This window comes from Streptomyces chengmaiensis (genome assembly GCF_029846775.1).
GTDB classification, from domain to species: domain Bacteria; phylum Actinomycetota; class Actinomycetes; order Streptomycetales; family Streptomycetaceae; genus Streptomyces; species Streptomyces chengmaiensis.
The window spans coordinates 18,795-45,674 of sequence record NZ_JARWBG010000001.1 but is presented as its reverse complement, the minus strand read 5'-3'; the positions used below and the strand labels follow the sequence as shown (position 1 = coordinate 45,674).

Here is a 26,880-nt window from a genome sequence, read left to right as displayed (position 1 = left end):
ACCCATGGTCGCTGAACGGGGCCCGGACGGGAGCGAGGCACCGGTCCAGGAGTCCGAGCACTTCGTCGTCGCCTTCTCCGGCCACGACCGCGCCTGGGCGACATGGATCGCCCACCGCCTGGAGTACCACGGCCACCGGGCCTCGCTGTACCGCTGGGACCCCTCCCGTGAGCAGCCGCTGCAGGAGGCCCTCAGCGACCTGCAGCTCGCCTCCGGCCGGGTCCTGCTTGTGCTCAGCGATGTGTTCTTCCAACTCGGCCTCCGCCGCGAGGGCGAATGGAACACGGTCCTGCGCGGCTTCGTCGCCCAGCAGTCGGACCGGTTCGCCGCCGTGACCCTCACCAACCGCCCGTTGCTGCCCGCGACGGCCGTCCTGGAACCGGCCGACCTATGGCAGTTGGACGAGAAGGAGGCCGAGCGACGACTGCTCTACCGGCTCTCGCTGTCCTCCAGGCCGGCCCGGCGGGCCGCCGTCTCCTCGGTCTCCCGCTACCCCCGCAACCAGCCGGCGGCATGGGGGAACGTTCCCCGCCGCAACTCCCGGTTCACCGGGCGGGACGAGATCCTCAATGCGCTGCAGCAGCGGCTGATGGACGCCGAGCCCGGCGCGGCCGTGTGCGCCCTCGTCGGGATGGCCGGCATCGGCAAGACTCAGATCGCGGTCGAATACGCCTACCGCTTCCTCCCCGACTACGACGTCGTGTGGTGGGTCAACTCCGACCAGCGCAACACCCAGCGCGACACCTTCGCGGGGCTGACCACCGCGCTCGGCCTGCCCAGCGGTTCCGAGCCCGGAGAGCGCATCCGCGTCGTCCGCGAGTCCCTGCGCAGAGGCGTGCCGTACGGGCGCTGGCTGGTCATTTTCGACGGATGGGAGAGCCCGGAGGACGCCGCCGCCTTCCTGCCCCAGGGCGGCGCCGGGCACGTTCTGATCACATCCCGCAACCACAACTGGCGGGCCGCGACGGACACCCTGGAGATCTCCGGCTTCCGAAGGGCGGAATCCACCGCCTATCTCCTGCGCCGCGCGCCGCACATCACCGCCGAGCAGGCCGATCAGGTGGCCGTCGAATTCCACGACGTCCCCCTGCAGCTCGCGCAGGCCGCCGCCTGGCTGGGCGAGTCACGCATGGAGGTCCCCGAGTACCTGCGCATGGTGCGCGACGGCGGCCTCGCCCGCTTCGAGGGACTGGTGATGCCCGACGACTACCCGCAGTCCTCCCTCACCTCGTGGTCGATACTCATCAACAAGCTCAAGCGCAGCGAGCGGCACACCGTCGAACTCCTCACGCTGTGCACCGCCTTCGCACCCGGCCGCATTCCACTGGGGCTCGTGCGCGGGCTGCGCGCCTCCGACCTGCCGGAGAACCTGCGCTGGATCACCAGCGACCTGCCCAGCTGGACGCGAGCCCTGGACTCCCTGGTGAACTACTCCGTGCTGACCAGGGAGACGAGGGGCTCGGCCTTCGACGAGACCGGCCGCGACGAGGAGGCCGCGCACGAGCACGAAACCGTACGCATGCACGGGGTCGTGCACGCCATCGTCAGCGAGCTGGCCAGCGGCCGGGAACGCGAGGAATACCGGAAAGTGGTGCACCGGTTGCTCGCCGACGCCGACCCCGGCGCCCCCAACGACAGCAAACAGTGGCCCCGCTACGCGGAGCTGCTGCCGCACCTGTCCGCGTCCGGCGCCCTCGACAGCCAGAACCAGCGGGTCCAGAACACCCTGCTGAACTGCCTGCGCTACTGCTTCGCCAGCGGCGAGAACCGGGCCGGCTCCCAGCTGGCAGAGCAGATCAGGGCCAGGTGGTCGCAGTACATGACTCCCGACGCCCCGCTCATGCTCAGCCTCACCACGCTCCAGGGCAACGTCCTGCGGGCCAGCAGCCGGTTCCGCGAGGCCTACGAACTCGACCACGCACGCCTGGACCGGCTGCGCACCGCCGAACACTCCAACGAGCACGCCCTGCTGGAGGCCACCAGCTGCCTGGCCGCGGACACGCGCTTCCTCGGGCAGTACGACAAGGCTCTGCGTATGCAGGAGGAGGTGGTGGCCACGGCCCACCGCCTCTTCGGAGCCGAAGAGCGCACGACCCTGCTCGCCCAGTACAACCTGGCCACCGGCCTCAGACTGCTGGGCCGCTACCAGGAGGCATACGACGTCGACCTGGACACCCTCCGCAAACGCGAGGTCTCCCTGCGGGAACGCCACCCGGACACACTGCGCTCCATCAACACCTGCGCCCGCGACCTGCGGGTCATGGGCCATTACCGGGACGCCCTGGCCCGGCAGGAACTGGGGATGCGTCTGCACGTCCAGGTGCTGGGGCCGCAGCATCCGCAGACTCTGTGGGCCCGCCACAACCTGCTGCTGTGCCAGTGGCGGGCGGGAACGTCCGGTGAGGAGATCGCATCGGCCATGGCCGCCCTGCTGGAACTGCAGGAGCAGGTGCACGGCCGCAGCCACTTCTACACACTGGCCCTGATCGCCGACTACGGCAGCTTCCTTCGGGAACACGGCGAACTGGCCCGGGCCAAGAAACTGATCAGCGAGGCGGAGAACGGCTACCGCCAACTGCTCGGCCAAGCCCATCCGGTGCCCACCGGAATGCAGTCCAACGCCGGTCTGGTGCTTCAGGCGGAAGGCGACCGCGACGGGGCGCTCAGCATGTTCGAGCAGGCCATGGTGGGGCTGCGCCCGTGGCTGGGCGACGACCATCCCGTGATGCTGGGGTGCGCCCTCAACACCGCCGCCGGGCGGAACTTCACCGGACGACTGGAGGACGCCGCCGAACTGAGCCGGAACACCCTGCGGAGGTCGCGGCGGGTGCTGGGCGAGGACCACCCCCTGACCCTCTCCTGCATGGTCGCACTCGCCGCGGACCTGCGGGCGCTACAGGAGCGGGACGAGGCCGGCAAGCTGGAGGAGGATGCGCTGCAACGCCTGACCCGCACCCTGGGAGCGCAGCACCACCACACCCTCTCCGCCCGCCAGCGGGTGCGCCCCTACTGGGACTTCGAGCCCTATCTCGGCTGAGCCGCGAACCGCACGCACCCCCGGAGCACCCGCGGGGTGCACTCGCCTCTGCCCCGTGCTCGCGCAGCACCTCCCGGCGCGGCCCGGCCCCGCCGGGAAGCCATACGTCAGGGGCTCTTCGCCCGCAGCTTGGCCAGTGTGGTGTTCATCGCAGCCACTTCGGCGTTGTACTCCGTGGTCGCCTGCTCGTACACACCAAGAGTCGGCCCCAGGGGCTTCCCGGCCCGGGCCGCGTCCAGCGCGTCCTCCGCCGCCGCGACGACATCCTCCTGCAACGTGCGCAGCCTGACCGCTCCAGTGTGGAGATCACGGGCTTCCGGTGTCTTGGTGCGGCCCGCCAGGTCCTCCAACTCGACGTCGGTGCCGACCATGGACTCCCGCGCGCCGGCCAGGGTGGTCTCGGCGGTGTCCAGACGTCCGTCGGCGATCGCCTGCACCCCCTTGTTGACCTGCTCCACGGGCGGGTTGAGGATGCTGATGACCTCCTGGGAGTTCCGCAGCACCGGCTCCACGTTGGTGAACCACTCCAAGGTGTCGTTGAGCTCCTCCGGCGTCTCTGCGAAGCTGGGCGCAGGGGCGTTCGCTCCGGTGGCGAGCCGCTGCAGCCGCTCCCGCTGCTCGTCGGGCACCTGATACCCGATGAGCCTGAAGTCGATCGCCAGCCCGGCGGCAGCGAGCCGGGTGCGGATCTCCCGCTCCACGAACCCGGTGTCGGAGTCGCAGGCGTCCTCTCCGTGCCGAGTGATCACGATGATCCGGTTGACCTGCTTGGCTTCCCGCCCGAATGGTCTTGAGAAGTCCTCCACCGCCTCGACGATGCCCCGCACCAGGGTGGGCTTCCCCGTCCGTGACAGCGCACCGGCCGCTTCCGTGATCTGCTGCCGGTTGCCGGTACCGAAGTCGACATGGCGGGTGGTGTTGTCCTTCGCGCCACAATCGCCGCCGAAGGTACGCAGGGCCATGGCCTCGCTGTCGCCGGAGTTCTCCAGCACGGACTGCAGGGAGTCGGTGACGCTCGTTACGCCCTCGGCGCCGTCGGCGATATCGACGAGGAACTCCGTCTTGTACGTGGGGGCGTACTCCGGCAGCACCTTCTCGACCACGATCCACGCGGCGCCCGCCAGCAGCCCCACCACGGTGGTGAGGATCAGCGTGATCCGCAGGCTGCGGGGGATGCTGAGGATGAAGCGGTTGACCTGGCGACCGTAGTCACCGATCAGCACGCCCCGAGCCTCGCTCAGGTCGTACGAGGCGGACCGGCCCAGCCGGACACCCTTCCTTCCCTCCCCCCTGTTCCGCCCGTTCTCGCCTCCGTCGGCTCTGGCGTCATCCCCGACGTCCCCGGAGTCGTTCGCCTCTCCGCTCCGGTGTTCCTCGTCGTCGACGCCTTCCCGCACCGGGTTCTCCGTCACCCGTTCCGCCCCCTCGGCACCTTTGCAGGGACCGCTGTGCCTTTCCATGGCGCGCCGGGTGCGCTAGGAGAAGTGGTTGGTCTGGCTGGCGTGGTCGCCCACGACCACGCCCCTGGCTTCGCGCAGATCCGCCAGGTACGCGCCGACGGACCCGGCGGCGCCGGGGTGGGTCGTGGCCAGCACCCGGCGCGCCGCCTCGATCAGCTCCGCGTCGCGGCCTGCCCCGGCCTTGGCCAAAGCCCGGGCGAGCCGCTCGTGTTGACCAGCCGGGTCCTGCAGGTACGCCTCCAGCGCCGCCGGGTCCGCGGGGTCGGTCGCGTCCTGGCCATGTGTGTCACGGCCGCGCGTCAGACGGTTCCGTACAGCGCCGCAGAGTGCTCGGCTCGACTCCTGGACGGCCGCCGAAGAAGTGCCGGCCACCAGGGCGGTCAGAATGACGGTAACGGGATCCATGGGCCCCCCAAAGATCAGCTTTCCCCGTGTGGTGAAGAGACACGAGAGTTTACATCGCGCGTACGTTTCGGGATCCCCAACGCGAGAACCCGGAAATCGGATCTCTGTGCGCAGAGGAGTTCGCAAATTTGTTCGGCGAGACCATTGTGGTCGAACGCGGCGATCTCTATCCGCATGCTCGATTCGGAATGCCGTACTCCGCGCCCGGGATATCGGCGAAGCTTCCTCTGTAGTTCCCACTCGGTTTCCGCAACTCGCTGAAAGATCTTGCGCGGTAGTGGATGATGGCCGAGGCGTCGGAACCGGGCGTCCGGCGAATCCTGAGCAGGAATTCCGGTTTGCTGCGTGTGCCGCGGCGAAAGGGCGCCTGCATAACCCCGGTTCGGTCGGACGGAACTGCGCCTCGCGCCCGTCAGCAAGCCCTGGCCTGCGCCAAGGTGTCCACCTCGCGGAAGGAGGCGGGCCTTGCCCCTCACCTCACGATTAAGCCGGCGCCGGTTACTGCTTCTCACCGTCGTGGGGGCAGCCCTGGCCGTTGCCGCCACAGCCGCGGCGGTGACGCTGTTCCTGGGGCGGACCGCTTCCGGCCCTGAGCATCGCGCGGTGTTCCTCGTCGACGCCTCCGCCGTCCCGTCAGCGGACGCGGGGAATGTCTACGAATTCACCGACATCACTGATGCCGTCGCCGCCACCGCCCTCAATGCCGCTGATGACGATGCCTTATCTCTCCGTCGCTTCGGCGGCGCGTGCGACACCCCCGACAATACCGCTCAACTCGTCCCCGACGCCGCTCAGAACGGCCGCCCCGTCGCCAACGCGGTCCGCAACCTGAAGCCCAGCGGTCAGGCCACGCTCCACAGTGGAATCCTCGCCGCCGTCGACGACCTCGCTGAAAGCAACGCCGCCCACAACCGCATCATCGTCATCACCGCCCACGGTGCCGACGCCTGCACCGATCCCGAGTCCCTGGACCGTGACATCACCCGACGCCTCGACGAAACCGACCTCGACCTCGACTTCCGCTACGTCGGCTACCGTCTCACCGACGAGGATCGGCGAACCCTCGCACGGACCGCCGCCGCAACCGACGCCCCAGACCCCGTCCAGACCGACACCACTGAGGACCTCGCCACCACCCTGCGGGAGTTCACCGTCCCTAGTTCCTACGAGGCGGCCCCCGCCGAAGTGCCGCGACAGTCGACGTCCGTGACGGCCTGCAAGACGGGGGAACACCACATGGGCAGGGAGATCGGCCCGGTACCCGCCTCCCTCCCGCTGCCTGAGGGGTTCAGCCTCCCGAGCGGCACGGCACTCTACGGATACGGCGACGGAGGGTTCCTGGTCGGACCGGCGCAAGCGCGGTGCACGATGCTGACGATCGGTGCGGCAGCGGGCACCTCTGTCGAGGTGTCGGCCGCAAACGGCTCCCGGACCATGACTTACTTCCTTGGTTCGGCCCACAATCACGTTACGGCCGCCTGCAACGATTTCGGAGGCATCGCGCCCGAGCTGGAAGAGGAGCTACGGGGCTCACCATGGCAAGGCTGCAAGGCCGACGGCGACACCCAAAACATCCCCACCGGCTCCCCGGGTCTCTACATCGGGGTGAGCCAGTGGGAGCCGGAGCGAAGGGACTTCGAAACACCGCTTCCCGAAGGCTCCCTGTCGTTCTCCCTCGATGTCTCTGACCTGCGGAAGGGGATCTCCTCGCACTCTTCGTCATGCACGGCCCACAAGGACCGGCTCGACCTCTGCACCGCCGCGTTCACATATCACTTCATCCAGCTCGCGGAAGAACGCGGGACGTCCGCCGAGGACATCGACCGGGTGAGCGGGAAGATCGCCTCGATCATCTCCGACGCCGCGTGAGTCGATGCCCCCGCGCAACCTGCGAGGATTTCCGAGAGGGGCTGCCATGACCACTGCGACAGCCACAGCGGCAGAACCGAGCGGATCCCGATGGCGATGGTGGGCCGTGCCGGCCGTGCTCCTCGCCGTCGTGGCAGCGGCCGGGGCGCTGATCCTGGGGCGGGCCGGTTCTGGTGCTGAGCACCGCGTGGTGTTTCTTGTCGACGCCTCCGCCGTCCCTTCACCGGATGGGGGGAAGGGCTACGATTTCGCTGACATCAGCGGTGCCGTCGCCGCGAGTGCTCTCAATGCTGCCGATGACGACGCCCTTTCGCTCCGCCGCTTCGGCGGCACGTGCGACGCCTCTGACAACACTGCTCAACTCGTTCCCGCCGCTACTGAGAACGGTCGCCCCATCGTCGACGCGGCCCGCGGCCTCGAGCCCACCGGGCGAGCCACCCTTCACAGTGGAATCCTCGCCGCCGTCGACGACCTCGCTGAAAGCGACGCCGCCCACAACCGCATCATCGTCATCACTGCCCACGGTGCCGACGCCTGCACCGACAACACCACTGAATTCGACAAGGAGTTGCGGGAGCGGCTGGACAGCTCCGGGCTGCGACTGGACTTCAGGTTCGTCGGCCACCGTGTGCCAACGGCGGAGCAACGCGCCCTCACGAAGACCGCCACCGCCAGCGACGCCCCCAGGCCTGTCTTTACCGACACGGCAGAGGAACTGACCGGCGCTCTCCAGGAGTTCGTCGTGCCCGACTCCTATGAGGCGCTGCCCGCCGACGTCCCCACATCGGGAACCGGCGATGTCTTCCATCCATTCGCCTGGACAACGGCGAAGGAGGTCCGCCTCCTTGAGGACCCGGAAGCGGAACCGCGAACTCTCGCGTCCCTGGACTCAGAGACGAACCCCGGGACGGTGGCCTGGTCGGAGGACCGCACCCGGATCGCCTGGACCGAGATGTCGGAGGCCGGCACCGCCGAGTCGCTGATCGGTTATGTTCCCGAGGGGTCGATCCGCTTGATGAACCTGGCCGACGACACCGTCCGCACCTGGGACTGCGAGCAATGCGACATCGCCTTCGCAGGCGATCGGCTGATCTCTGCGGGGCCCGGTGGCACCGGCCTGTGGGCGTACCCCGCCGACGGCGGCGCCCCAGCTCAGTGGCGGGTCGAAGGGCTGCCGGCGATGCCGTCCGGGGAGCTTCACGGCCCTGCGTACGTCCTGTCCTCCTACCGACAGGGAGAGGAACTGGTCGCCTATGTGCGTCCGCTGTACGACGACACGTCGGCCCACAGCGTGTACCGCCTCACGGCGGACGGGGCAGCCCAGGGAGTCCTGCCCCGCAGGCTCGCGGAGAACTTCCAAGCCGTCGACCACGACGGCGCACGAATGATCGTCAGCGACGTGGTCGTCGGACGGGACGCCGCCGGCTCCTGCGAACCGATGAGCCAGCGGACCAAGGTCCTCACCCCGGACTCAGGGGAGGAGTCGGTCGCGGTGGCCCCGGGAGCCGGCTGGGCGCCCTTTGACGCGTGGTTCACGGCCGACGGGAGCGCCCACGTCTCCTATCTGCCCTATCGCACACAGCGCATCGCGACCGGATCCTGCGACTTCGTCCGCAGCGAGGACCCGCGTGTCTACGCACTGGAAGAGGGAGCGGAGCAGTGGGTGGCTGTCTCGGACGCCAAGCGTCGCGTCTGGGACGTCGGCGGCGGCTCCCAGGCCGTAACGGTGCTCGGCGAGGGCGGCACAGCCACCCTCACTCTCACCGGGGAGGGTGCGGAACGGACCCTTGACGGTGCCGTCGGCGAGCTGTTCCCCTCCTCGGCTCCCTGAGCACCACCGGCTCTCGTGCCGAAGGCGACAGTCCTCAGCACTCGATGATGTTGACCGCCAGGCCGCCGCGCGCGGTCTCCTTGTACTTGACGGACATGTCCGCGCCGGTGTCCTTCATCGTCTTGATGACCTTGTCCAGCGAGACCTTGTGGCTGCCGTCGCCGCGCATCGCCATCTTCGCGGCCGTCACGGCCTTCACCGCCGCCATGCCGTTGCGCTCGATGCACGGAATCTGCACAAGGCCGCCGACCGGGTCGCACGTCAGGCCCAGATTGTGCTCCATGCCGATCTCCGCGGCGTTCTCCACCTGTTCGGGGCTGCCGCCCAGCACCTCGGCCAGCGCGCCCGCGGCCATGGAGCAGGCGGAGCCGACCTCGCCCTGGCAGCCGACCTCGGCGCCTGAGATCGAGGCGTTCTCCTTGAACAGCATGCCGATCGCGCCCGCGGCGAGCAGGAAGCGGACCACGCCCTCCTCGTCCGCGCCCGGGACGAAGTTCATGTAGTAGTGCAGGACGGCCGGGATGATGCCCGCCGCGCCGTTCGTCGGGGCGGTCACCACGCGACCGCCTGCGGCGTTCTCCTCGTTGACCGCCATCGCGTAGAGCGTGATCCACTCCATGGCGCGGGCCTGCGCATCGCCCTCGGCGCGCAGCTGCCGGGCCGAGTTCGCGGCCCGGCGGCGCACCTTCAGGCCGCCGGGCAGGATGCCCTCCCGGGACATGCCGCGGGTCACGCACGCCTGCATCACCCGCCAGATGTCCAGCAGGCCCTCGCGGATCTCCTCCTCCGAGCGCCATGCCTTCTCGTTCTCCAGCATCAGCGCGGAGATCGACAGGCCGGTTTCCCGGGTGAGGCGCAGCAGCTCGTCACCGGTGCGGAAGGGGTGCTTCAGGACCGTGTCGTCCAGCTTGATCCGGTCTTCTCCGACCGCGTCCTCGTCCACCACGAAGCCGCCGCCGACCGAGTAGTACGTCTTCTCCAGCAGCGGCCCGCCCTCGGCGTCGTACGCGAAGACCGTCATCCCGTTGGCGTGGTACGGCAGCGCCTTGCGGCGGTGCAGCACCAGGTCCTCGTCGAAGTCGAAGGCGATCTCGTGCATGCCCAGCAGGTTCAGCCGTCCCGCCGTCCTGATCTGCTCGACGCGGTCGTCGGCGCTCTCGACGTCGACGGTCCGCGGCGAGCTGCCCTCCAGGCCCAGCAGCACCGCCTTGGGTGTGCCATGGCCGTGGCCGGTCGCGCCGAGTGAGCCGTACAGCTCGGCCCGTATCGACGCGGTGTGCGCCAGCATGCCTTCGTTCTTCAGGCGCCGGGCGAACATCCGGGCGGCGCGCATCGGGCCGACCGTATGGGAGCTGGACGGGCCGATGCCGATCGAGAACAGGTCGAAGACCGAAATGGCCACGGATGTCTCCTAGGGGTGGTAGACGCCGTCGTCTGCCGGGTGGTGCAGGGCGTGCGGGGGGGAAAGAGCGGGGAAGAGGCGGGGCTGCGAGAGGCGAGGGCATGGTGCGGGGCACCGTGCTCACTGGCGCTCACCGTCCAGTGTGCGCGGTGCCCCGACTTTTTGGACCTCGGAGGCTTTGCCTCCGGATTACAGACCGGGGTAGAGCGGGTGCTTCTCGGCGAGGGCCGTGACCCGGGCGCGCAGGGCGGCCGCGTCGTATGAGGGCTTCAGGGCCTCGGCGATGATGTCGGCGACCTCGGTGAAGTCCTCGGCCGTGAAGCCGCGGGTGGCCAGCGCCGGGGTGCCGATCCGCAGCCCCGAGGTGACCATCGGCGGCCGCGGGTCGTTCGGGATCGCGTTCCGGTTGACCGTGATGCCGACCTCGTGCAGCCGGTCCTCGGCCTGCTGGCCGTCCAGCTCCGAGTGCCGCAGGTCCACCAGGACCAGGTGGACGTCCGTGCCGCCGGACAGCACCGACACGCCGTGCTCGGCCACATCGTCCTGCACCAGGCGCTCCGCGAGGATGCGGGCGCCGTCCAGGGTGCGCTGCTGGCGCTCCTTGAAGTCCTCAGAGGCCGCGACCTTGAAGGACACCGCCTTGGCGGCGATCACATGCTCCAGCGGGCCGCCCTGCTGACCGGGGAAGACAGCGGAGTTGATCTTCTTGGCGAGGTCGGCCGTGCAGAGGATCACACCGCCGCGCGGACCGCCGAGGGTCTTGTGCGTGGTGGTGGTCACGACATGCGCGTGCGGCACCGGGTTGGGGTGCAGACCGGCGGCGACAAGGCCCGCGAAGTGGGCCATGTCGACCATCAGGTACGCGCCGACCTCGTCCGCGATCCGGCGGAAGGCGGCGAAGTCGAGCTGACGCGGGTACGCGGACCAGCCGGCCACGATCAGCTTCGGCTTGGCCTCCTTGGCGAGCCGCTCGACCTCGGCCATGTCGACCTGGCCGGTGGCGTCGTCCACGTGGTAGGCCACCACGTTGTAGAGCTTGCCGGAGAAGTTGATCTTCATTCCGTGGGTCAGATGACCGCCGTGGGCCAGGTTCAGACCCATGATCGTGTCGCCCGGCTTCAGCAGCGCGAACATCGCCGCCGCGTTGGCCTGGGCGCCCGAGTGCGGCTGCACATTGGCGTGCTCGGCGCCGAAGAGCTCCTTGATCCGGTCGATCGCGATCTGCTCGACGACGTCGACGTGCTCACAGCCGCCGTAGTAGCGGCGGCCCGGGTAGCCCTCGGCGTACTTGTTGGTGAGGACCGAGCCCTGTGCCTCCATGACCGCGACCGGAGCGAAGTTCTCCGAGGCGATCATCTCGAGGGTGGACTGCTGACGGTGAAGCTCGGCGTCGACGGCGGCGGCGACGTCCGGGTCCAGCTCATGGAGGGGGGTGTTCAGAAGCGACATGGTGACATCCCTTGGGGTCGTGAGTCGGCGGTCAGCCGGCGAACTCGGTGTACTCGTCCGCGGAGAGCAGGTCCTTCGGCTCCTCCGCCACGCGCACCTTGAACAGCCAGCCGCCCTCGAACGGGGCCGTGTTCACCAGCGACGGGTCGTCCACGACCGCCTGGTTCGCCTCGACGACCTCGCCCGTCACCGGGGAGTACAGGTCGCTGACCGACTTGGTCGACTCCAGCTCGCCGCAGGTCTCGCCCGCGGACACCGTGTCGCCCACCTCCGGGAGCTGGACGTACACCACGTCGCCGAGGGCGTTCGCCGCGTGCTCCGTGATGCCGACCGCCGACACGCCGTCCTCGGCGGCCGACAGCCACTCGTGCTCCTTGCTGTAACGCAGCTGCTGGGGGTTGCTCATGATCTGAATTCTCCTGTACGCGGGTGAGTGCTGGGGGAAGGGGAGACGCGCGTCACTTCTGGCGCTTGTAGAAGGGCAGCGCCACGACCTCGTACGGCTCGTGCGCACCGCGGATGTCCACGCCGACGCCTGCCGTGCCGGGGGCGGCGTGCGCCGCGTCCACATAGGCCATGGCGATCGGCTTGCCGAGCGTCGGGGACGGCGCGCCGGAGGTCACCTCGCCGATCACCTGGCCGTCCGCCACCACGGACATCCCGGCGCGCGGCACCCGCCGCCCCTCGGCGATCAGGCCGACCAGCTTGCGCGGCGGGCTGGACTCGGCGCGCTCCTTGGCGTCGGCCAGCGCCGCGCGGCCCACGAAGTCACCGTCCTTCTCGAACTTGACCACCCGGCCCAGACCCGCGTCGAACGGCGTCAGGGAGGTCGTCAGCTCATGCCCGTACAGCGGCATGCCCGCCTCCAGGCGCAGGGTGTCCCGGCAGGACAGGCCGCACGGAATCAGACCGGCGGGGGCGCCGGCCTCGGTGATCGCCTGCCAGAGCTTCTCCGCGTGCTGCGGCTCGACGAACAGCTCGAAGCCGTCCTCGCCCGTGTAACCGGTTCGGGCGATCAGCGCCGGAACCCCGGCGACCGTGCCCGGCAGGCCCGCGTAGTACTTCAGGCCGTCCAGGTCGGCGTCCGTGAGGGACTTCAGGATGCCGGGGGACTCGGGCCCCTGGACGGCGATCAGCGCATAGGCGTCGCGGTCGTCGCGCACCTGTGCGTCGAAGCCCGCGGCGCGCTCGGTCAGCGCATCCAGCACGATCTGGGCGTTGCCCGCGTTCGCGACGACCATGTACTCGGCGTCGGCGAGGCGGTAGACGATCAGATCGTCCAGGATGCCGCCGTCCTCCTGGCAGATCATGGTGTAGCGGGCGCGGCCCACGCCGACGCCGCCGATGTTGCCCACCAGCGCGTGGTCGAGGAGGGCGGCGGCCTGCGGCCCGGTGACGGTGATCTCACCCATGTGGGAGAGGTCGAAGAGACCGGCCTTGGTGCGTACGGCGTTGTGCTCGTCGCGCTCACTGCCGTACCGCAGCGGCATGTCCCAGCCCGCGAAGTCGGTCATGGTCGCGCCCAGCGACCGGTGGAGGGCGTCGAGGGCGGTACGGCGCGGGGAGGTGCTCGAAGGGGCGTTGCTCATAGACAGGGCTCCCAGGGGCATGGTCAGGGCGAGGACAATCCTCCCCATCTGTCATCGGAACCTGAGAGGTTCGTCGCGACCGCACATATGGGTAGTCGTGACTTGCACCTTGGGTGGAGCCGCTCGACGGCGGCTCGCTTTTCAGATCTGCCTCGTCGCACGCGGTACGGGGCCTGAGAGATTCAAGGGAGGAACTTGCTCCTTCGGCGCCCGGCGGACACTCGTGTCGCCGGGACTCTCCCGCGTGGATTCAAACGGCCGGTATGCAGTTGGCGCGCACATCATTGCATGCATCGGGGAAGAGTGGGGGGTCCGGCCACGATACGGGAAAGGTTGTGCCGCATTACCGGTTCTTTACACTCCATGAGCAAGGGTTGGGTGGTCCTGCACAGGGCCCGACATGGGGGAGGGGCGATGACGTCGCAACGGACCGGTCAGATCGCACCGGCGGCCGCGGGCGTCCCGGCGCGACCCGCGCCGGGAATCGCCGTACGGGCCTCCGCGCCGCTCCTGCGCGACCTGCGCGAACGGGCCGGGCGCAGCCCCGGCAGCCTGCTGTTCGCCGCGGGCGACGTGGTGGTGGTCTCCGGGCTGCCCGGCAGCGGCAAGTCCACCCTCATCAGACGTGCCGTCCCCGGCGGGGGCGTCGACTCCCAGGACGCGCGGGAGCGCTGGGAGGCCCGGCTGCCGCGGTTCCTGCCGTACGCCGTCTACCGTCCGCTGGTGCGCGTCGCCCACTACGCCGGGCTGCGGCGGGCCCTGCGCTCCGGCGCCGGCGTCGTCGTCCACGACTGCGGCACCCAGGCGTGGGTGCGCCGCTGGCTCGCCCGCGAGGCCCGCCGGCGCGGCAGCGGGCTCCACCTCGTCCTTCTCGACGTCCCGCCCGAGGCGGCCCGCGCAGGCCAGCGCGCCCGCGGCCGCGGGGTCTCCCGCTACGCCTTCACCCGCCACCTCCGCGCCGTGTCCCGCCTCCTGCGCGCCGCCGAATCCGGCGACCTGCCGGCCGGGTGCGCCTCCGCGACCCTCCTGGACCAGGAGTCGGCGAAGGCGCTGGGGGTGCTGGGCTTCCGGCGGTCCTGAGGTGCGGGGGCTCCGCCCGGACTCCCGTACCGGGGCTCCGCCCCGGACCCCGCGCCTCAAACGCCGGCGAGGCTGGATGTGCGGCCTCGCGCCTCAAACGCCGGCGAGGCTGGATGTGCGGCCTCGCGCCTCAAACGCCGGCGAGGCTGGATGTGCGGCCTCGCGCCTCAAACGCCGGCGAGGCTGGATCGTGCCCCCGGGCGAGGCTGGTTTGTCCTCGGTCGCCGGACGGGCTGGACCTTCCGGCCCGTCCAGGGACGCCGCCCGGACGAAATCCGGGGCAGATCGAGGACACGGCTTTCATGCCGTACGGGGGTCCGGGGGCGGAGCCCCCGGTTTCGGGAAGGGCGGGGCAGCAGCCCGCCGCAGGCGCCCCCGAGCCCCGACCCGCCGCACGCTAGGGTCGCCCCGTAGCACCGAGGGAAGAAGAGGAAAGAAGAGGGGCGCCGCACGCATGGACATCCCGCCGCAGGCCCACACCGCCTGGCCCGGCAACGAGCTGGAGGAGACGCTCGCCGCCTCCGTCGGCAACCCCGCCGCCGGCCCCCGCCTCGTCGAGGTCCTCGCCCGCAGCCATGTCTGGGTGCCCCTCCCCAACGGCGGCGGACCCGACAGCCCCTCCCTCGACCTGCCCACCGTGGAGGTCGACGGCGCGGCCTACGTTCCCGTCTTCAGCTCCGAGCAGCAGTTCCTCCAGTGCGCGGGCGCGCATATGTCGTTCACCGTCGCGCCCGCCCGCGACTTCGCCCGCGGTCTGCCCCCGCAGCTCGGCATCGCCGTCAACCCGGGCGGCGCCGTCGGCATGCCCCTGCCGCCGCCCGCCGTAGCGGAGCTCTGCGGCCCCGGGCGGACTTCTCCGGACGCCCCGGTGACCGGCGGCCGAGTGCGGCTTTTCGAGCCGGACTGGCAGGAGGAGCCCGTCGACTTCCTCGCCGCAGCAGCCGGCGAGTTCGAGGAGTCCGGCGTCGTCCTCACCGCCCGCCGCGCCCTCGCCTCCGTCGAGGGCGAAGCGCCCTCGCTCTTCGTCGGCGTCCAGCTCTCCTCCTGGGACGGCCCCGACCGCAATGCGCCCATGGACGCCCTCGGCCGGGCCCTCGGCCGCGTCCAGGTGAGCTGGCCGGTCAGTCTCGTACTGCTGGACGTGGCCCAGGACCCGGTCGGCGACTGGATGCTGGAGCGCGTCCGCCCCTTCTACGAGCGCCGGCGCGCATGACCTGCCGTATGACGCGCCGCCGGACTCGTCAAGTCTGCGTTAAGAGGGCCGATTAAGCTGGTCCCCGAGGGACGACGAGGGACGACGAGGGGCGGAACCCAGAGTGAGCGCGTCAGGCACCGCTGCGGCCGGGCAGGTCGAGCACATGCTGCGCCAGGTGACTCCCGGACGCTACGACTCCTACGAGGCGTTGCTGCACGCGCTCGCCGACCCCGCTCAGGGCCGGGTCTGGATGCTGCTCTGGCAAGGCGCACCCGGCGCGCCCGACGCCCAGTTCGGCAACATGGAGGTCGACGGCGTCGGATACGCCCCCTGCGTCACCTCGGCCCAGGAGCTCGCCGCCTCGGGCTGGAACCGCGCCCATGAGGTGGTCAGCGGGCTCGACATCGCCCGCGCCCTCTTCCCCGAGCGCTGGGGCATCTGGCTCAACCCGCACGCCCCCGGCGGCGGGGTCGGCATCCCCTGGCCGGATCTGCGGAGGATCGCCACCGGCCTGGACCGGATGCCCGCCGGCCCGCTGACCCTGTCCGAGCCCGTCATCGAGCTGCCCCACTTCTACGGCCTGCTCGCGCAGAACGCCCACCGCACCCCCGCGGTCCGCTCGCTGCGCCGGGCCTGGGTGCAGCCTTCGCTCGGCGCCCCGTATCTCGCCATCGGCCTGGATCTGTACGACACGGGCGCCGCCTCCGTCGACGCGGTGCGCGCGATGATGCGGCAGACGGTGACGGCGGTCCCTGACGGGCTGCCCGTCTCCACGGTGGCGATGTCCGACGAGTACGACCCCGTGGCGATGTGGCTGCGTGCCCGCGCGCGCCCCTTCTACGACCGTGAGGCACACGGCCCGTCCCGGCCCGTGGACGGCGGCTATGGCTATCCGCCCGTCCCGCCCCGCTGATCGCTGCTGAACCACGGGTCAATAGCTGCACTCAACTTCTTTGTATGTCAACGGTGTTAATTCGGGCATCATGTGGCGTTCGCTGTTGTCCCGTATCTGCCCGGTTTGTTGAGTGTCCGGGTCTCAGCTAGGTATCACCGCTATCCGGACTGTTCTCCGCCGTCCTACTCGTCTGTAGTGTTCGGCCGGTCAAGACCTCTTCTCCACACGGCGGAATCCCTGGGGTGGACCCATGCGTATTAGCAAGTCGAGAGCCGTCCGGGCGGTGACAGCGGCGGTCGCCGTTGGCCTGATCGCCACGGGTTGCTCCAGTGAGCGGGGCAAGGACGACGCGAAGGGCGGCGACAAGGACACGTTCGTGTTCGCCGGCACCGGAGATCCCGGCTCGCTGGACCCCGCCCTCGCGGCTGACGGCGAGACCTACCGGGTCACCCGCCAGGCCTTCGAGGCGCTGCTCAAGCACGAGCCCGGCGGCTCCAAGCTGGTCGGCGGCCTGGCCGAATCCTGGGAGGGCAACGACGCCGGCACGGTGTGGACGTTCAACCTCCGCAAGGGTGTGAAGTTCCACGACGGCGAGGCGTTCAACGCGGCCGCGGTGTGCGCGAATTACGACCACTGGTTCAACTGGACGGGCACGTACCAGACCAGCGCGGTCTCGTACTACTGGCAGTCCATCATGGGCGGCTTCAAGAACAACGAAGACCCCGAGACGCCGAAGCCGAACTACAAGTCGTGCACCGCGAAGGACGAGCACACCGCCGTCATCGAGGTCAACGAGGCCTCCGCCAATCTGCCGGGCGGCTTCTCCCTCCAGGCCCTGGCGATCCACTCGCCCAAGGCCATCAAGGAGTATGAGAAGCAGGAAGCTTCCGCCAAGGGCGACGCGATCACCTACCCCAAGTACAGCCAGGAGGCCGGCACGGTCGCCGGCACCGGGCCGTACAAGATCACGGATTGGAACAAGGGGAACAAGGAAGTCGCCCTTGAGCGCTTCGACGACTACTGGGGTGAGAAGGCCAAGGTGAAGAACCTGGTCATCCGCACCATTGACACCCCGGAAGGCCGCCGCCAGGCCCTCCAGGCCGGGGACATCGACGGCTACGACCTGGTCGCGCCCGCCGACGTCAAGACCCTGGAGGAAGCGGGCTTCCAGGTCCCGACCCGCGACGTCTTCAACCTCTTCTATCTGGGCATGACCCAGGAGGCCAACCCGGCGCTGAAGAAGCGCGAGGTGCGCCAGGCCATCGCGCACGCCGTCGACCGCGAGAACATGGTCAAGACCCAGCTTCCCGAGGGCGGCAAGGTCGCGACCCAGTTCATGCCCCACACGGTCGCCGGTCACTCGGACAAGGTGAAGACGTACGCGTACGACACCAACAAGGCCAAGCAGCTGCTCAAGGACGCCGGCGAGTCCGCTCTGAAGATCGACTTCTGCTACCCGACGGAGGTCACCCGCCCGTACATGCCCGCCCCGCAGGACATGTTCGAGCTGATGAAGGCCGACCTGGAGAAGGCCGGCATCACCGTCACCCCGAAGCCGATGAAGTGGGCCCCGGACTACCTGGACGCCACCGAGGCGGGCAGCTGCGCCCTGCACATGCTCGGCTGGACCGGTGACTTCAACGACGGCTACAACTTCATCGGCACCTGGTTCTCCGAGTACGACAAGCAGTGGGGCTTCAAGGACGAAACGGTCTTCACCGCGGTGAACGCCGGGTCCAAGGAGGGCGACCCCGCCAAGCGCATCGAGGCCTACAAGAAGGCCAACGAGGTCATCATGGAGTACCTGCCCGGTCTCCCGGTCTCCTCGTCCCCGCCGGCCATCGCGTTCGCCAAGAACGTCAACCCGCCGAACGTCTCCCCGCTGACGCAGGAGAGCTTCGCCGAGGTGTCGTTCAAGTAAGCACATCCGCACGCGGGGTCCGCCCGGCCACAGCACGTCGTGGCCGGGCGGACCCGCATCTCACGCACGTAGTCACGCACGTAAGAAAGGGGCATGCGGGGTGCTGCGACTCGTCGTACGAAGACTGCTACAGCTCATTCCCACCCTGCTCGGCCTGTCGGTTCTGCTCTTCCTCTGGCTGAACCGGCTGCCCGGCGGACCCGCCTCAGCGATCCTGGGCGAGCGGGCGACCGAAGCCGAAGTGGCACGTATCAACCGGGCACTGGGACTCGACCAGCCCGTCTACGTCCAGTACGGCAGATTCCTCAAGCGCATCTTCGAACTGGACCTCGGGACGTCGGTGCAGACCGGTCAGCCGGTGTGGGACGAGTTCGCCGTGCGCTTTCCGGCCACGGTGGAACTGAGCCTCATGGCGATGGCCATCGCCATCGCCGTCGGCATCCCGCTCGGCTACCTCGCCGCCAAGCGCCGCGGCGGCTGGCTCGATGTGGCCGCGGTGTCCGGCTCACTGGTCGGCATCTGCATCCCGGTGTTCTTCCTCGCCCTGATCCTCAAGGGCATCTTCGCCGTCAACCTCGGCATCTTCCCCTCCTACGGGCGTCTCACCACCGGAATCGACGCCACCAGCGTCACCGGATTCGCCGTCCTCGACGGCATTCTCACGGGCGAGTTCGACGCCTCCTGGGACGCGATCATGCACCTGGTGCTGCCCGCCGTCACCCTCGCCTCCATCCCGCTGGCCGTGATCGTCCGGATGACCCGCGCCAGCGTGCTGGAGGTGCTCGGCGAGGACTATGTACGCACCGCCGAGTCCAAGGGCCTGGAGAAGCGCGTCGTCCGCGCCCGCCATGTGCTGCGCAACGCCATGCTGCCGGTGACCACCGCCGTCGGCCTGCTCACCGGCAGCCTGCTGTCCGGCGCCGTCCTCACCGAGTCGGTCTTCTCCTTCAACGGCATCGGAAACTTCATCCGCACTGCCATCGACGCCCGTGACTACCCGGTGCTCGTCGGCTTCATCATGTTCATCGCGATGGTGTACGTCCTCATCAACCTGCTGGTCGACCTGGCGTACAGCCTCATTGACCCGAGAGTGCGGGTGCACTGACGTGAGCACCAAGACCGAGAAGATCGACCGCCTCGCATCCCTGATGCAGCAGCACGAGACGACCGTCGGCGCGAGCCTGTGGCGCGAGGCGTTCCGCAGACTGAAGGCCAGCAAGATGGCCGTGATCGGCGCCGCGATCATCGGCGTGTTCGTCGTGGTCGCGATCGTCGGGCCCTGGGTCGCCCCCCACTCGCCCTCCGCGCAGATCTGGCGCGGCGAAGTCTTCGTCAACCAGGGCGAGTTCGTCGGCGCCCGCGGTGAGAACTGGTTCGGCCTGGACCACCTCGGCCGCGACATGTTCTCCCGCTTCCTCGTCGGCGCCCGGCAGACCCTGCTCGTGGGCGTGGTCTCCATGCTCATCGGCCTGGTCGTCGGCGCGCTGATCGGAGTGGCCTCCGGGGCGTCGGCCACGCTCGGCGGCAGGGCCGGGCAGCGCGTCGACAACGTCATCATGCGCTTCATCGACATGATGCTGTCGCTGCCTTCGCTGCTGCTCGCGGTCTCGATAGCGGCCGTGATGGGCCAGTCGCTGACCACCGTGATGATCGCAGTCGGTGTCGTCCAGATCCCCATCTTCGCCCGCCTGCTGCGCGGTTCGATGCTCGCGCAGGGCGGCTCCGACTATGTGCTGGCGGCCAAGGCGCTGGGTGTGCGAAAGAAGCGGATCGTCCTCACCCAGATCCTGCCGAACTCGCTCAGCCCGGTCATCGTCCAGGCGACCCTCAGCCTCGCCACGGCGATCATCGAGGCCGCGGCCCTGTCCTATCTGGGTCTCGGCAACCCCGACCCGGCCGTCCCGGAGTGGGGCGTCATGCTCTCCCAGGCGCAGCGGTTCTTCGACAACGCGCCGATGATGGCCGTGTACCCGGCCGTCGGGATCATCATCACGGCCCTCGGCTTCACCCTGCTCGGCGAGGCCATGCGAGAAGCCCTCGACCCGAAGCTGCGAGGCTGAGAACCCATGCCACTGCTTACCGTTGACGAACTGACCGTCACTTTCGGCGGACGTGGCCGCACGCCCTCGACCGCCGTCGACGGGGTCTCCTTCACCGTCGACCAGGGCCAGGTCGTGGGACTGGTCGGCGAGTCGGGCTGCGGCAAGTCCGTGACGTCCCTGGCGCTGATGGGCCTGCTCCCGAGCAAGGGAGTCGCCATCGGCGGCCGCGCGGACTTCGAGGGCGAGGATCTGCTCGCCCTGAGCCCGAAGCGCATCCGGGACATGCGCGGCAGCCAGCTCGCGATGATCTTCCAGGATCCGCTGTCCTCGCTGAACCCGGTCGTCCCCATCGGCGTCCAGGTCACCGAGATCCTGCAGCGCCACCGCGGCATGAAGGGTGAGGCCGCCCGCAAGGAGGCCGCCCATCTGCTCGACCGGGTGGGCATCCCCGACCCCACGCGGCGGCTCAAGGAGTATCCGCATCAGCTCTCCGGCGGCATGCGCCAGCGCGCGCTGATCGCCATGGCCGTCGCCTGCGCCCCCCGGCTGCTGATCGCCGACGAGCCGACCACGGCCCTCGACGTGACCATCCAGGCCCAGATCCTGGAACTCCTCAAGGAACTGGTCGACGAGGAGGGCACCGCCCTGCTGATGATCACCCATGATCTGGGGGTCGTCGCCGGACTGTGCGACCAGGTGAACGTGCTCTACGCGGGCCGGGCGGTGGAGTCCGCGGACCGGCGTGAGCTGTTCGCCCACCCCACGCATCCGTACGCACACGGTCTGCTGGGCTCGATCCCGCGGCTGGACGCCCCGCGCGGGGAGCCCCTCAGCCCGATCCGCGGATCGATCAACGACAAGATCGCCTGGGCGGACGGCTGCGCGTTCGCGCCCCGCTGCGACCACTACACGATGGGGTGCCTGACGGGCACCCCCGAACTGACCGCGCCGCGGACCGAGGGGCACCTGGTGCGCTGCGTGAACCCGGTCCTGCCGCAGAACAGCGCTGAGGACTCGGACGGCGCCGAGGACTCGGACGGCGCCGAGGACTCGGACGGCGCGCAGGACGCGGACGGCGCGGAGGACGCGGAGAAGGAGGTCCCGGCATGAGCCTGCTCGAACTGGACGATGTGAAGGTCCACTTCCCCGTCAAGAAGGGCGTGCTCTTCGACCGCACGGTGGGCCATGTCTACGCGGTCGACGGCATCTCGCTGAGCGTCTCGGCCGGCCAGACATACGGACTGGTCGGCGAGTCGGGCTGCGGCAAGACGACGCTGGGCCGGGCCGTGCTGCGGCTGGTGGACATCACCGACGGCGAGGTCGTCTTCGACGGCACGGACCTCGCGAAGCTGCCCGAGGAGGAGATGCGGAGGTTCCGCCGCCGCCTCCAGATGGTCTTCCAGGACCCGCTGGGCAGCCTCAACCCGCGGCAGAACATCGAGTCGATCCTGTCCGAGGGCATGGCGGCGCACGGCATCGGCGCCAACCAGGAGGAGCGCCGGGAGAAGATCAAGGCGATCCTCACCCGCGTCGGCCTCCCCGCCAACGCCCTGTCCCGCTATCCGCACGAGTTCTCCGGCGGCCAGCGCCAGCGCATCGGCATCGCCCGCGCGCTGGTGCTGGAGCCGGACGTCATCATCTGCGACGAGCCGGTCTCGGCGCTCGACGTCTCGATCCAGGCGCAGGTGATCAACCTCCTGGAGGAGCTCCAGGAACAGCTCGGTCTGACGTACCTGGTCATCGCCCACGACCTCGCGGTGGTCCGCCATATCTCCGACGTGATCGGCGTGATGTACCTGGGCTCGCTGGTCGAGGAGGCGCCCAGCGACGCCCTGTACGCCTCCCCCCGGCACCCGTACACCAAGGCCCTGATGTCCGCGGTCCCCGTCCCGGACCCGGACATCGAGGACCGTCGCGAGCGCATCCTCCTCCGCGGCGACCTCCCCTCACCGGCCGACCCCCCGGCGGGCTGCCGCTTCCACACCCGCTGTCCCTGGGCCCAGCCCGGCAAATGCGCCACGGAGCGTCCCGGGCTCACGGACCTGGGGGACGGCCACAAGGTGGCCTGCCACTTCGCGAAGGAGATCGAGGACGGCACGGTCCAGCGCGGCGACGAGTCGTAGGCGACGAGTCGCAGCGGGAACTCCGCCCCCGGACCCCGTACGGCCTTCGGCCGTGCCTCGAGCTCCGGAGCGGCTGAATCGCAGCCGCTCCGGCGTTCGGGGAGCGGGCGTCCTGGGGCGGAGCCCCCGGGTGTAAAACGGTCCAGTGCTCCCCGACCTGTTCACGCCCTCCACCCTCCGCGCCCTCGAACTCGCCGGAATCTTCGTCTTCGCCATCTCCGGCGCCCTCCTGGCCGTCCGCAAGAACTTCGACGTGTTCGGCATCGCGGTCCTCGCCGAGGCCACGGCCCTGGGCGGCGGAATCTTCCGGGATCTGATCATCGGCGCCGTTCCGCCCGCCGCCTTCACGGACCTCGGGTACTTTCTGACCCCGCTGGTGGCCACGGTGCTGGTCTTCTTCCTCCACCCCCAGGTCGAGCGCATCCAGCGCGGCGTCTATGTCTTCGACGCGGCGGGGCTGGGGCTGTTCTGCGTCACCGGCACCACCAAGGCGTACGAGTACGGCCTCGGCCTGACCTCGTCCGCCACCCTCGGACTGGCCACCGCGGTCGGCGGCGGAGTCATCCGGGACGTCCTCGCCAACGAGATCCCCTCACTGCTGCGCTGGGACCGCGACCTCTACGCGGTCCCGGCGATCATCGGCGCGACGATCGTCGCGCTCGCCATCCGCCTCGACGCCCTGAACACGGCGACCAGCATGCTGGCCGCCGCAACCGCCTTCGGCGTACGCCTGCTGGCGATCCGCTACCACCTGCGCGCCCCACGGGCCTGGAACCGCAGATCGGAGACGGCGGAGGAAGAATAGAAGCAGCGGAAGGAGAAGCGGGAGAAGCGGGAGAAAAAGGGAGCAGAGAAAAGCTACCGCTTAGTAGTTTCCTGTTATACGGTGCAAGCATGGCAGAGGCAGTAACCATCGGGGACAGCGAGTTCGATCGCGACACGGCTGTCGCCCTCCGCGAACCGGGCGTGTACGACGCCGAACTCTCCGCAGGCTGGACCATCATCCGCGCCGTCAACGGCGGCTATCTGCTGGCGCTGCTCGGCCGTGCGCTGGGCGAGGCGCTGCCGCACCCCGACCCGCTCGCCGTCTCCGCGCACTACCTCACGGCCTCCCAGCCAGGCCCGGCGGTGATCCGGACGCAGACCGTGCGCTCCGGGCGGACGATGTCCACCGGCCAGGCGTCGCTGTTCCAGCGGGACGAGGACGGCGGCGAGGTCGAGCGCATCCGCGTGCTGGCGACGTACGGCGATCTCGACCGGCTCCCCGACGACGTCCGCACCTCCGCGAAGCCGCCGGCGATCCCGCCCCGCGAGCACTGCTTCGGGCCGTCCGACGGACCCGCGCCGATCCCCGGCAGCTCGGCGATCACCGACCGGCTGGACATCAAGCTCGATCCGGCCACCCTCGGCTGGGCGCTGGGCGCGCCGTCCGGCAAGGGGGAGATGCGGGCCTGGTTCGGGCTCGCCGACGGCCGGGACCCGGACCCGCTCTCGCTTCTGCTCGCCGTGGACGCGCTGCCGCCGACCGCCTTCGAGCTCGGTCTGGAGGGCTGGACGCCCACCGTGGAACTCACCGTGCACATCCGCTGCCGCCCGGCGCCCGGGCCGCTCCGGGTCTCGATCACGACCCGCAATCTCGCGGGCGGCTTCCTGGAGGAGGACGCGGACGTATGGGACTCGGCGGACCGCCTGGTCGCCCAGTCGCGCCAGCTCGCCATGGCCCCGCGCGGCTGACCTGACAGCGAGGGATGGGGGCCGTCCCTGCTGGGACGGCCCCCTCCTCTGTGCTGCGGAGCCCGTGCGGCAGCGCCGAGCCGCGGCCGCTGGGCCGCCGCTCGCCGGGCCGGGGCGGGGCGCTGCTCGCCGGGCCAGGGCACCCCTCGTCAGGTCGGCGTGCCCCTCGTCGGGTCGGGGCGCCTCCGGCCCGGATGGCGGCGGCGTTGAGATCGCACCAGACGGTCGACGTCCCGTCGGACGGACCCTGTTGCCGAAGTGGCGACAGCTGAAACAGGGCTTCCGGGGCGGGCGATCGGCCTCAGCCGTCCAGCCAGTGCTTTCTGCCCAGGCTCACCAGCCTCAGCTGCCGCCGCGCCAGTGAGCCGATCCGCTCCGCCTCCTCCGGGCCCGCCTCCAGCAGGGCGCTCGCCGTCATCACCATGTGGTCGACGTAGACGCCGGCGAGCATCAGCAGATCTTTCTCTTTCCACCCCGCCGACTCCGGCTCCCGTGCGAACGCCGCCGCCACCTCCGCGGCGAACAGCCGCAGTTGCGCCCCTATCGCCTCCCGCACCGGCTGCACGCCTCCGTGCCGCTCGCGCGCGACGAAGCGGACGTGCGCGGGGGAGTCGCGTACGAGGGCCGCGATGAGCGCCACCGTACGGTCGATCCGCCGCTCGTCGCGGGAGTCCCCGAGCGCCTCGCCGATCGTGGCGTGCAGGCTGCCGAGCGTCTCCTCGACCAGCGCGACCCCGAGATCCGCCGTGTCCCGGAAGTGCCGGTAGAACGCGGTCGGCGCGACACCGGCGGCACGTGTCACCTCGCGCAGTCCGAGGCTGCTCAGGCTCTGGTCCTCGAGGAGCCGGAGCGCTGCGTCCATGAGGGCCTGACGGGTCTTCTGCTTCTGGGCCTGACGGATGCCGAGGGTGTGACTCATGACATTCAGTAAACAACCGTTCGCTGGATACGGGAAGAGTAGACTGACAAGTCAGTGAACAGTCGTACTCACAGGTGTTCACCGAAAGGATGACGATGATCGCCCTCGTCGCAGCGCTCCTCCTCCTGGGGATCATGCTGGGCGCCGTGGTCCAGCTCCCCGCAGCAGCAAGCATCCCCGCCGCCGCCGTCATCGGCGTATGGCTGATCGTCTTCGCGGTGCGCGAGCGCCGCTCCACCCGCTTCGGAAGGAGCTGAGCCCGCCCATGCCCGCGCCCGTCTCCATGCAGCTCGCCGCGGACCCGGCGACCCGAGGCCGTACCCGGAGCGCGGCGCCCGCCGCCGACGGCATGGCCGTGGCCGCCTTCGTCCTCGGCCTTGTCGGCCTGCTCGTGATGAACATCCTGCTCGGCCCGATCGCCATCGGTCTGGCCGCGACAGCCCTCCGCCGGGGGACCGCGCGCCGCGGGCGGGCCCTTCTCGGCCTGGCCCTGGGCATCGCCGACCTCGTGGTGCTCACCGTGCTGATCACGGTCAACGGGACGGTGATCTGGACGTTCGGCGGCTGACGGGCCGAACCGGCAGTCGCCGCGCCGGTAGGGCGCGACCGTGGGCAGGGGCGTACGAGGGGGACTGTGCGCCCCTGCGCCGCGTCCGCGCCCCCGCCCCGCCTCGTAGAATCGAGGCCACCATGGCTTACCTCGACCACGCCGCGACCACTCCGATGCTGCCGGAGGCCATTGAGGCGCTGACCGCCCAGCTGGCCGTCACCGGCAACGCCTCCGCCCTGCACGCCGCGGGCCGCCGCGCCCGCCGCGCCGTCGAGGAGGCGCGCGAGACGCTCGCCGAAGCGCTGGGCGCGCGGCCCAGCGAAGTGGTCTTCACCGCCGGCGGCACAGAGGCCGACAATCTCGCCGTCAAGGGGCTGTACTGGGCGCGGCGCGACGCCGACCCGGCGAGGACGCGGGTCCTGGCCAGCCCCGTCGAGCACCACGCCGTCCTCGACGCGGTCGAGTGGCTCGCCGAGCACGAGGGCGCGAACGTCGAGTACCTGCCGGTCGACCGATACGGGCGGGTGCACCCCAAGGCCCTGCGGGAGGCCGTCGAGCGCAACCCCGACGATGTCGCGCTCGCCACCGTCATGTGGGCGAACAACGAGATCGGAACGGTCCTCCCCATCGCCGAACTCTCCGCCGTGGCACAGGAATTCGGCATTCCGCTGCACTCCGACGCCGTCCAGGCCGTCGGCCAGCTCGACATCTCCTTCGAGCGCTCCGGCCTCGCCGCGATGACGGTCTCCGGCCATAAGATCGGCGGCCCGTACGGCATCGGCGCGCTGCTGCTCGGCCGCGAACACAGCCCCGTCCCCGTCCTGCACGGCGGCGGCCAGGAACGCCATGTCCGCTCCGGAACCCTCGACACGCCCGCCATCGCAGCCTTCGCCGTGGCCGCCCGCCTCGCCGCCGAGCGCCGCGAGCGGTTCGCCCGCGAGGTCGGCGCGCTGCGCGACGCCCTGATCGACGCCGTACGCACCGCCGTCCCGGACGCGATCCTCGGCGGCGACCCCGGCGACCGGCTCCCCGCCAACGCGCACTTCTCGTTCCCGGGCTGTGAGGGCGACTCCCTGCTGCTCCTCCTCGACGCCCAGGGCATCCAGTGCTCCACGGGATCGGCCTGCACGGCGGGCGTCGCCCAGCCCAGTCATGTGCTGCTGGCCGCCGGCAGCGACCCTGACCTGGCCCGCGGCACCCTCCGCTTCAGCCTCGGCCACACCTCCACCAAGGCGGACGTGGACGCCCTCGCGGAGGCCATCGGCCCGGCGGTGGAACGCGCCCGGACGGCCGGCCTCACCTGACGCGCCCGGACGGCCGGCCTCACCTGACGCGCCCGGACCGCCGGCCTCACCTGACGCGCCCGGACCGCCCCGCGT

At 70.1% G+C, this 26,880-nt stretch carries 23 protein-coding genes and 1 riboswitch; of the genes, 16 read left to right on the top strand and 7 right to left on the bottom strand.

Annotation, left to right across the window (positions count from 1 at the left end; genetic code table 11):
* The first annotated feature begins 4 nt into the window (after positions 1-4).
* Positions 5-3,037: an FxSxx-COOH system tetratricopeptide repeat protein gene (gene fxsT / locus QCN29_RS00205; RefSeq protein WP_279925371.1), complete on the top strand. Its 3,033-nt coding sequence runs from the start codon at positions 5-7 to the stop codon at positions 3,035-3,037.
* A gap of 107 nt (positions 3,038-3,144) precedes the next feature.
* Here the strand turns inward: fxsT and QCN29_RS00200 are convergent, their stop codons facing one another.
* Both QCN29_RS00200 and QCN29_RS00195 read right to left on the bottom strand, forming a co-directional pair.
* Positions 3,145-4,449: a hypothetical protein gene (locus QCN29_RS00200; RefSeq protein ID WP_279925370.1), complete on the bottom strand. Its 1,305-nt coding sequence runs from the start codon at positions 4,447-4,449 to the stop codon at positions 3,145-3,147.
* A 63-nt stretch (positions 4,450-4,512) separates the two neighbouring features.
* Positions 4,513-4,902, bottom strand: coding sequence for a hypothetical protein (locus QCN29_RS00195; protein ID WP_279925369.1), 390 nt, complete (start codon positions 4,900-4,902; stop codon positions 4,513-4,515).
* Positions 4,903-5,367: 465 nt separating this feature from the next.
* Here QCN29_RS00195 and QCN29_RS00190 point away from each other — a divergent pair, with 465 nt between their 5' ends.
* Positions 5,368-6,771: a hypothetical protein gene (locus QCN29_RS00190; protein ID WP_279925368.1), complete on the top strand. Its 1,404-nt coding sequence runs from the start codon at positions 5,368-5,370 to the stop codon at positions 6,769-6,771.
* A 46-nt stretch (positions 6,772-6,817) separates the two neighbouring features.
* Positions 6,818-8,602: a hypothetical protein gene (locus QCN29_RS00185; RefSeq protein ID WP_279925367.1), complete on the top strand. Its 1,785-nt coding sequence runs from the start codon at positions 6,818-6,820 to the stop codon at positions 8,600-8,602.
* Positions 8,603-8,636: 34 nt separating this feature from the next.
* On the opposite strand, the gene QCN29_RS00180 is transcribed toward QCN29_RS00185, so the two are convergent.
* The 4 genes from QCN29_RS00180 to gcvT form a co-directional block, all read right to left on the bottom strand.
* Positions 8,637-10,004 (bottom strand): L-serine ammonia-lyase, encoded by a 1,368-nt coding sequence (locus QCN29_RS00180; protein WP_279925364.1) that lies wholly within the window; start codon positions 10,002-10,004, stop codon positions 8,637-8,639.
* 189 nt (positions 10,005-10,193) lie between these two features.
* Positions 10,194-11,453 carry a serine hydroxymethyltransferase gene (glyA, locus tag QCN29_RS00175; RefSeq protein ID WP_240137275.1) on the bottom strand — a complete coding sequence of 420 codons (1,260 nt, stop codon included), beginning with the start codon at positions 11,451-11,453 and terminating at the stop codon, positions 10,194-10,196.
* A gap of 31 nt (positions 11,454-11,484) precedes the next feature.
* A complete protein-coding gene (gcvH, locus tag QCN29_RS00170; protein WP_279925363.1) occupies positions 11,485-11,859 on the bottom strand; it encodes a glycine cleavage system protein GcvH in 375 nt (124 codons plus the stop codon).
* Between the two features lie 52 nt (positions 11,860-11,911).
* Positions 11,912-13,042, bottom strand: coding sequence for a glycine cleavage system aminomethyltransferase GcvT (gene gcvT / locus QCN29_RS00165; RefSeq protein ID WP_279925362.1), 1,131 nt, complete (start codon positions 13,040-13,042; stop codon positions 11,912-11,914).
* Positions 13,043-13,194: 152 nt separating this feature from the next.
* A riboswitch (glycine riboswitch) is annotated at positions 13,195-13,295 on the bottom strand.
* Positions 13,296-13,456: 161 nt separating this feature from the next.
* On the opposite strand from gcvT, the gene QCN29_RS00160 reads away from it, so the two are divergent.
* From QCN29_RS00160 to QCN29_RS00115, 10 genes are all read left to right on the top strand, one after another.
* The gene (locus QCN29_RS00160; protein ID WP_279925361.1) at positions 13,457-14,122 is read left to right on the top strand and encodes an AAA family ATPase; all 666 of its coding nucleotides are present in this window, start codon (positions 13,457-13,459) and stop codon (positions 14,120-14,122) included.
* Between the two features lie 454 nt (positions 14,123-14,576).
* A complete protein-coding gene (locus QCN29_RS00155) occupies positions 14,577-15,335 on the top strand; it encodes an enhanced serine sensitivity protein SseB (protein WP_279925360.1) in 759 nt (252 codons plus the stop codon).
* A gap of 103 nt (positions 15,336-15,438) precedes the next feature.
* Positions 15,439-16,230 (top strand): enhanced serine sensitivity protein SseB C-terminal domain-containing protein, encoded by a 792-nt coding sequence (locus QCN29_RS00150; RefSeq protein ID WP_240137270.1) that lies wholly within the window; start codon positions 15,439-15,441, stop codon positions 16,228-16,230.
* Between the two features lie 232 nt (positions 16,231-16,462).
* A complete protein-coding gene (locus QCN29_RS00145) occupies positions 16,463-18,133 on the top strand; it encodes an ABC transporter substrate-binding protein (RefSeq protein WP_279925359.1) in 1,671 nt (556 codons plus the stop codon).
* A gap of 100 nt (positions 18,134-18,233) precedes the next feature.
* A complete protein-coding gene (locus tag QCN29_RS00140; protein WP_279925358.1) occupies positions 18,234-19,238 on the top strand; it encodes an ABC transporter permease in 1,005 nt (334 codons plus the stop codon).
* 43 nt (positions 19,239-19,281) lie between these two features.
* Positions 19,282-20,193 carry an ABC transporter permease gene (locus tag QCN29_RS00135; protein WP_279925645.1) on the top strand — a complete coding sequence of 304 codons (912 nt, stop codon included), beginning with the start codon at positions 19,282-19,284 and terminating at the stop codon, positions 20,191-20,193.
* Between the two features lie 6 nt (positions 20,194-20,199).
* A complete protein-coding gene (locus QCN29_RS00130) occupies positions 20,200-21,285 on the top strand; it encodes an ABC transporter ATP-binding protein (RefSeq protein ID WP_279925357.1) in 1,086 nt (361 codons plus the stop codon).
* Positions 21,282-22,298, top strand: a complete 1,017-nt coding sequence (locus tag QCN29_RS00125) for an ABC transporter ATP-binding protein (protein WP_240137266.1) — start codon at positions 21,282-21,284, stop codon at positions 22,296-22,298. Before QCN29_RS00130 ends, QCN29_RS00125 begins: the two co-directional genes overlap by 4 nt.
* Before the next feature lie 145 nt (positions 22,299-22,443).
* Positions 22,444-23,103, top strand: a complete 660-nt coding sequence (locus QCN29_RS00120; RefSeq protein ID WP_279925355.1) for a trimeric intracellular cation channel family protein — start codon at positions 22,444-22,446, stop codon at positions 23,101-23,103.
* A gap of 89 nt (positions 23,104-23,192) precedes the next feature.
* On the top strand, positions 23,193-24,032 hold the full coding sequence (locus QCN29_RS00115) for a thioesterase family protein (RefSeq protein ID WP_279925354.1): 840 nt from the start codon (positions 23,193-23,195) through the stop codon (positions 24,030-24,032).
* 301 nt (positions 24,033-24,333) lie between these two features.
* Here QCN29_RS00115 and QCN29_RS00110 read toward each other — a convergent pair whose 3' ends face one another.
* Complete coding sequence (locus tag QCN29_RS00110) at positions 24,334-24,951, bottom strand: TetR family transcriptional regulator (RefSeq protein WP_279925353.1); 618 nt, start codon at positions 24,949-24,951, stop codon at positions 24,334-24,336.
* Positions 24,952-25,040: 89 nt separating this feature from the next.
* Here QCN29_RS00110 and QCN29_RS00105 point away from each other — a divergent pair, with 89 nt between their 5' ends.
* The 3 genes from QCN29_RS00105 (at position 25,041) to QCN29_RS00095 (ending at position 26,805) form a co-directional block, all read left to right on the top strand.
* The gene (locus QCN29_RS00105) at positions 25,041-25,208 is read left to right on the top strand and encodes a hypothetical protein (RefSeq protein WP_279925668.1); all 168 of its coding nucleotides are present in this window, start codon (positions 25,041-25,043) and stop codon (positions 25,206-25,208) included.
* 26 nt (positions 25,209-25,234) lie between these two features.
* Positions 25,235-25,519: a DUF4190 domain-containing protein gene (locus QCN29_RS00100; protein ID WP_279925643.1), complete on the top strand. Its 285-nt coding sequence runs from the start codon at positions 25,235-25,237 to the stop codon at positions 25,517-25,519.
* Positions 25,520-25,641: 122 nt separating this feature from the next.
* Entirely contained in the window at positions 25,642-26,805 is a 1,164-nt protein-coding gene (locus QCN29_RS00095) for a cysteine desulfurase family protein (protein ID WP_279925351.1), read from the top strand.
* The last annotated feature ends 75 nt before the right edge of the window (positions 26,806-26,880 follow it).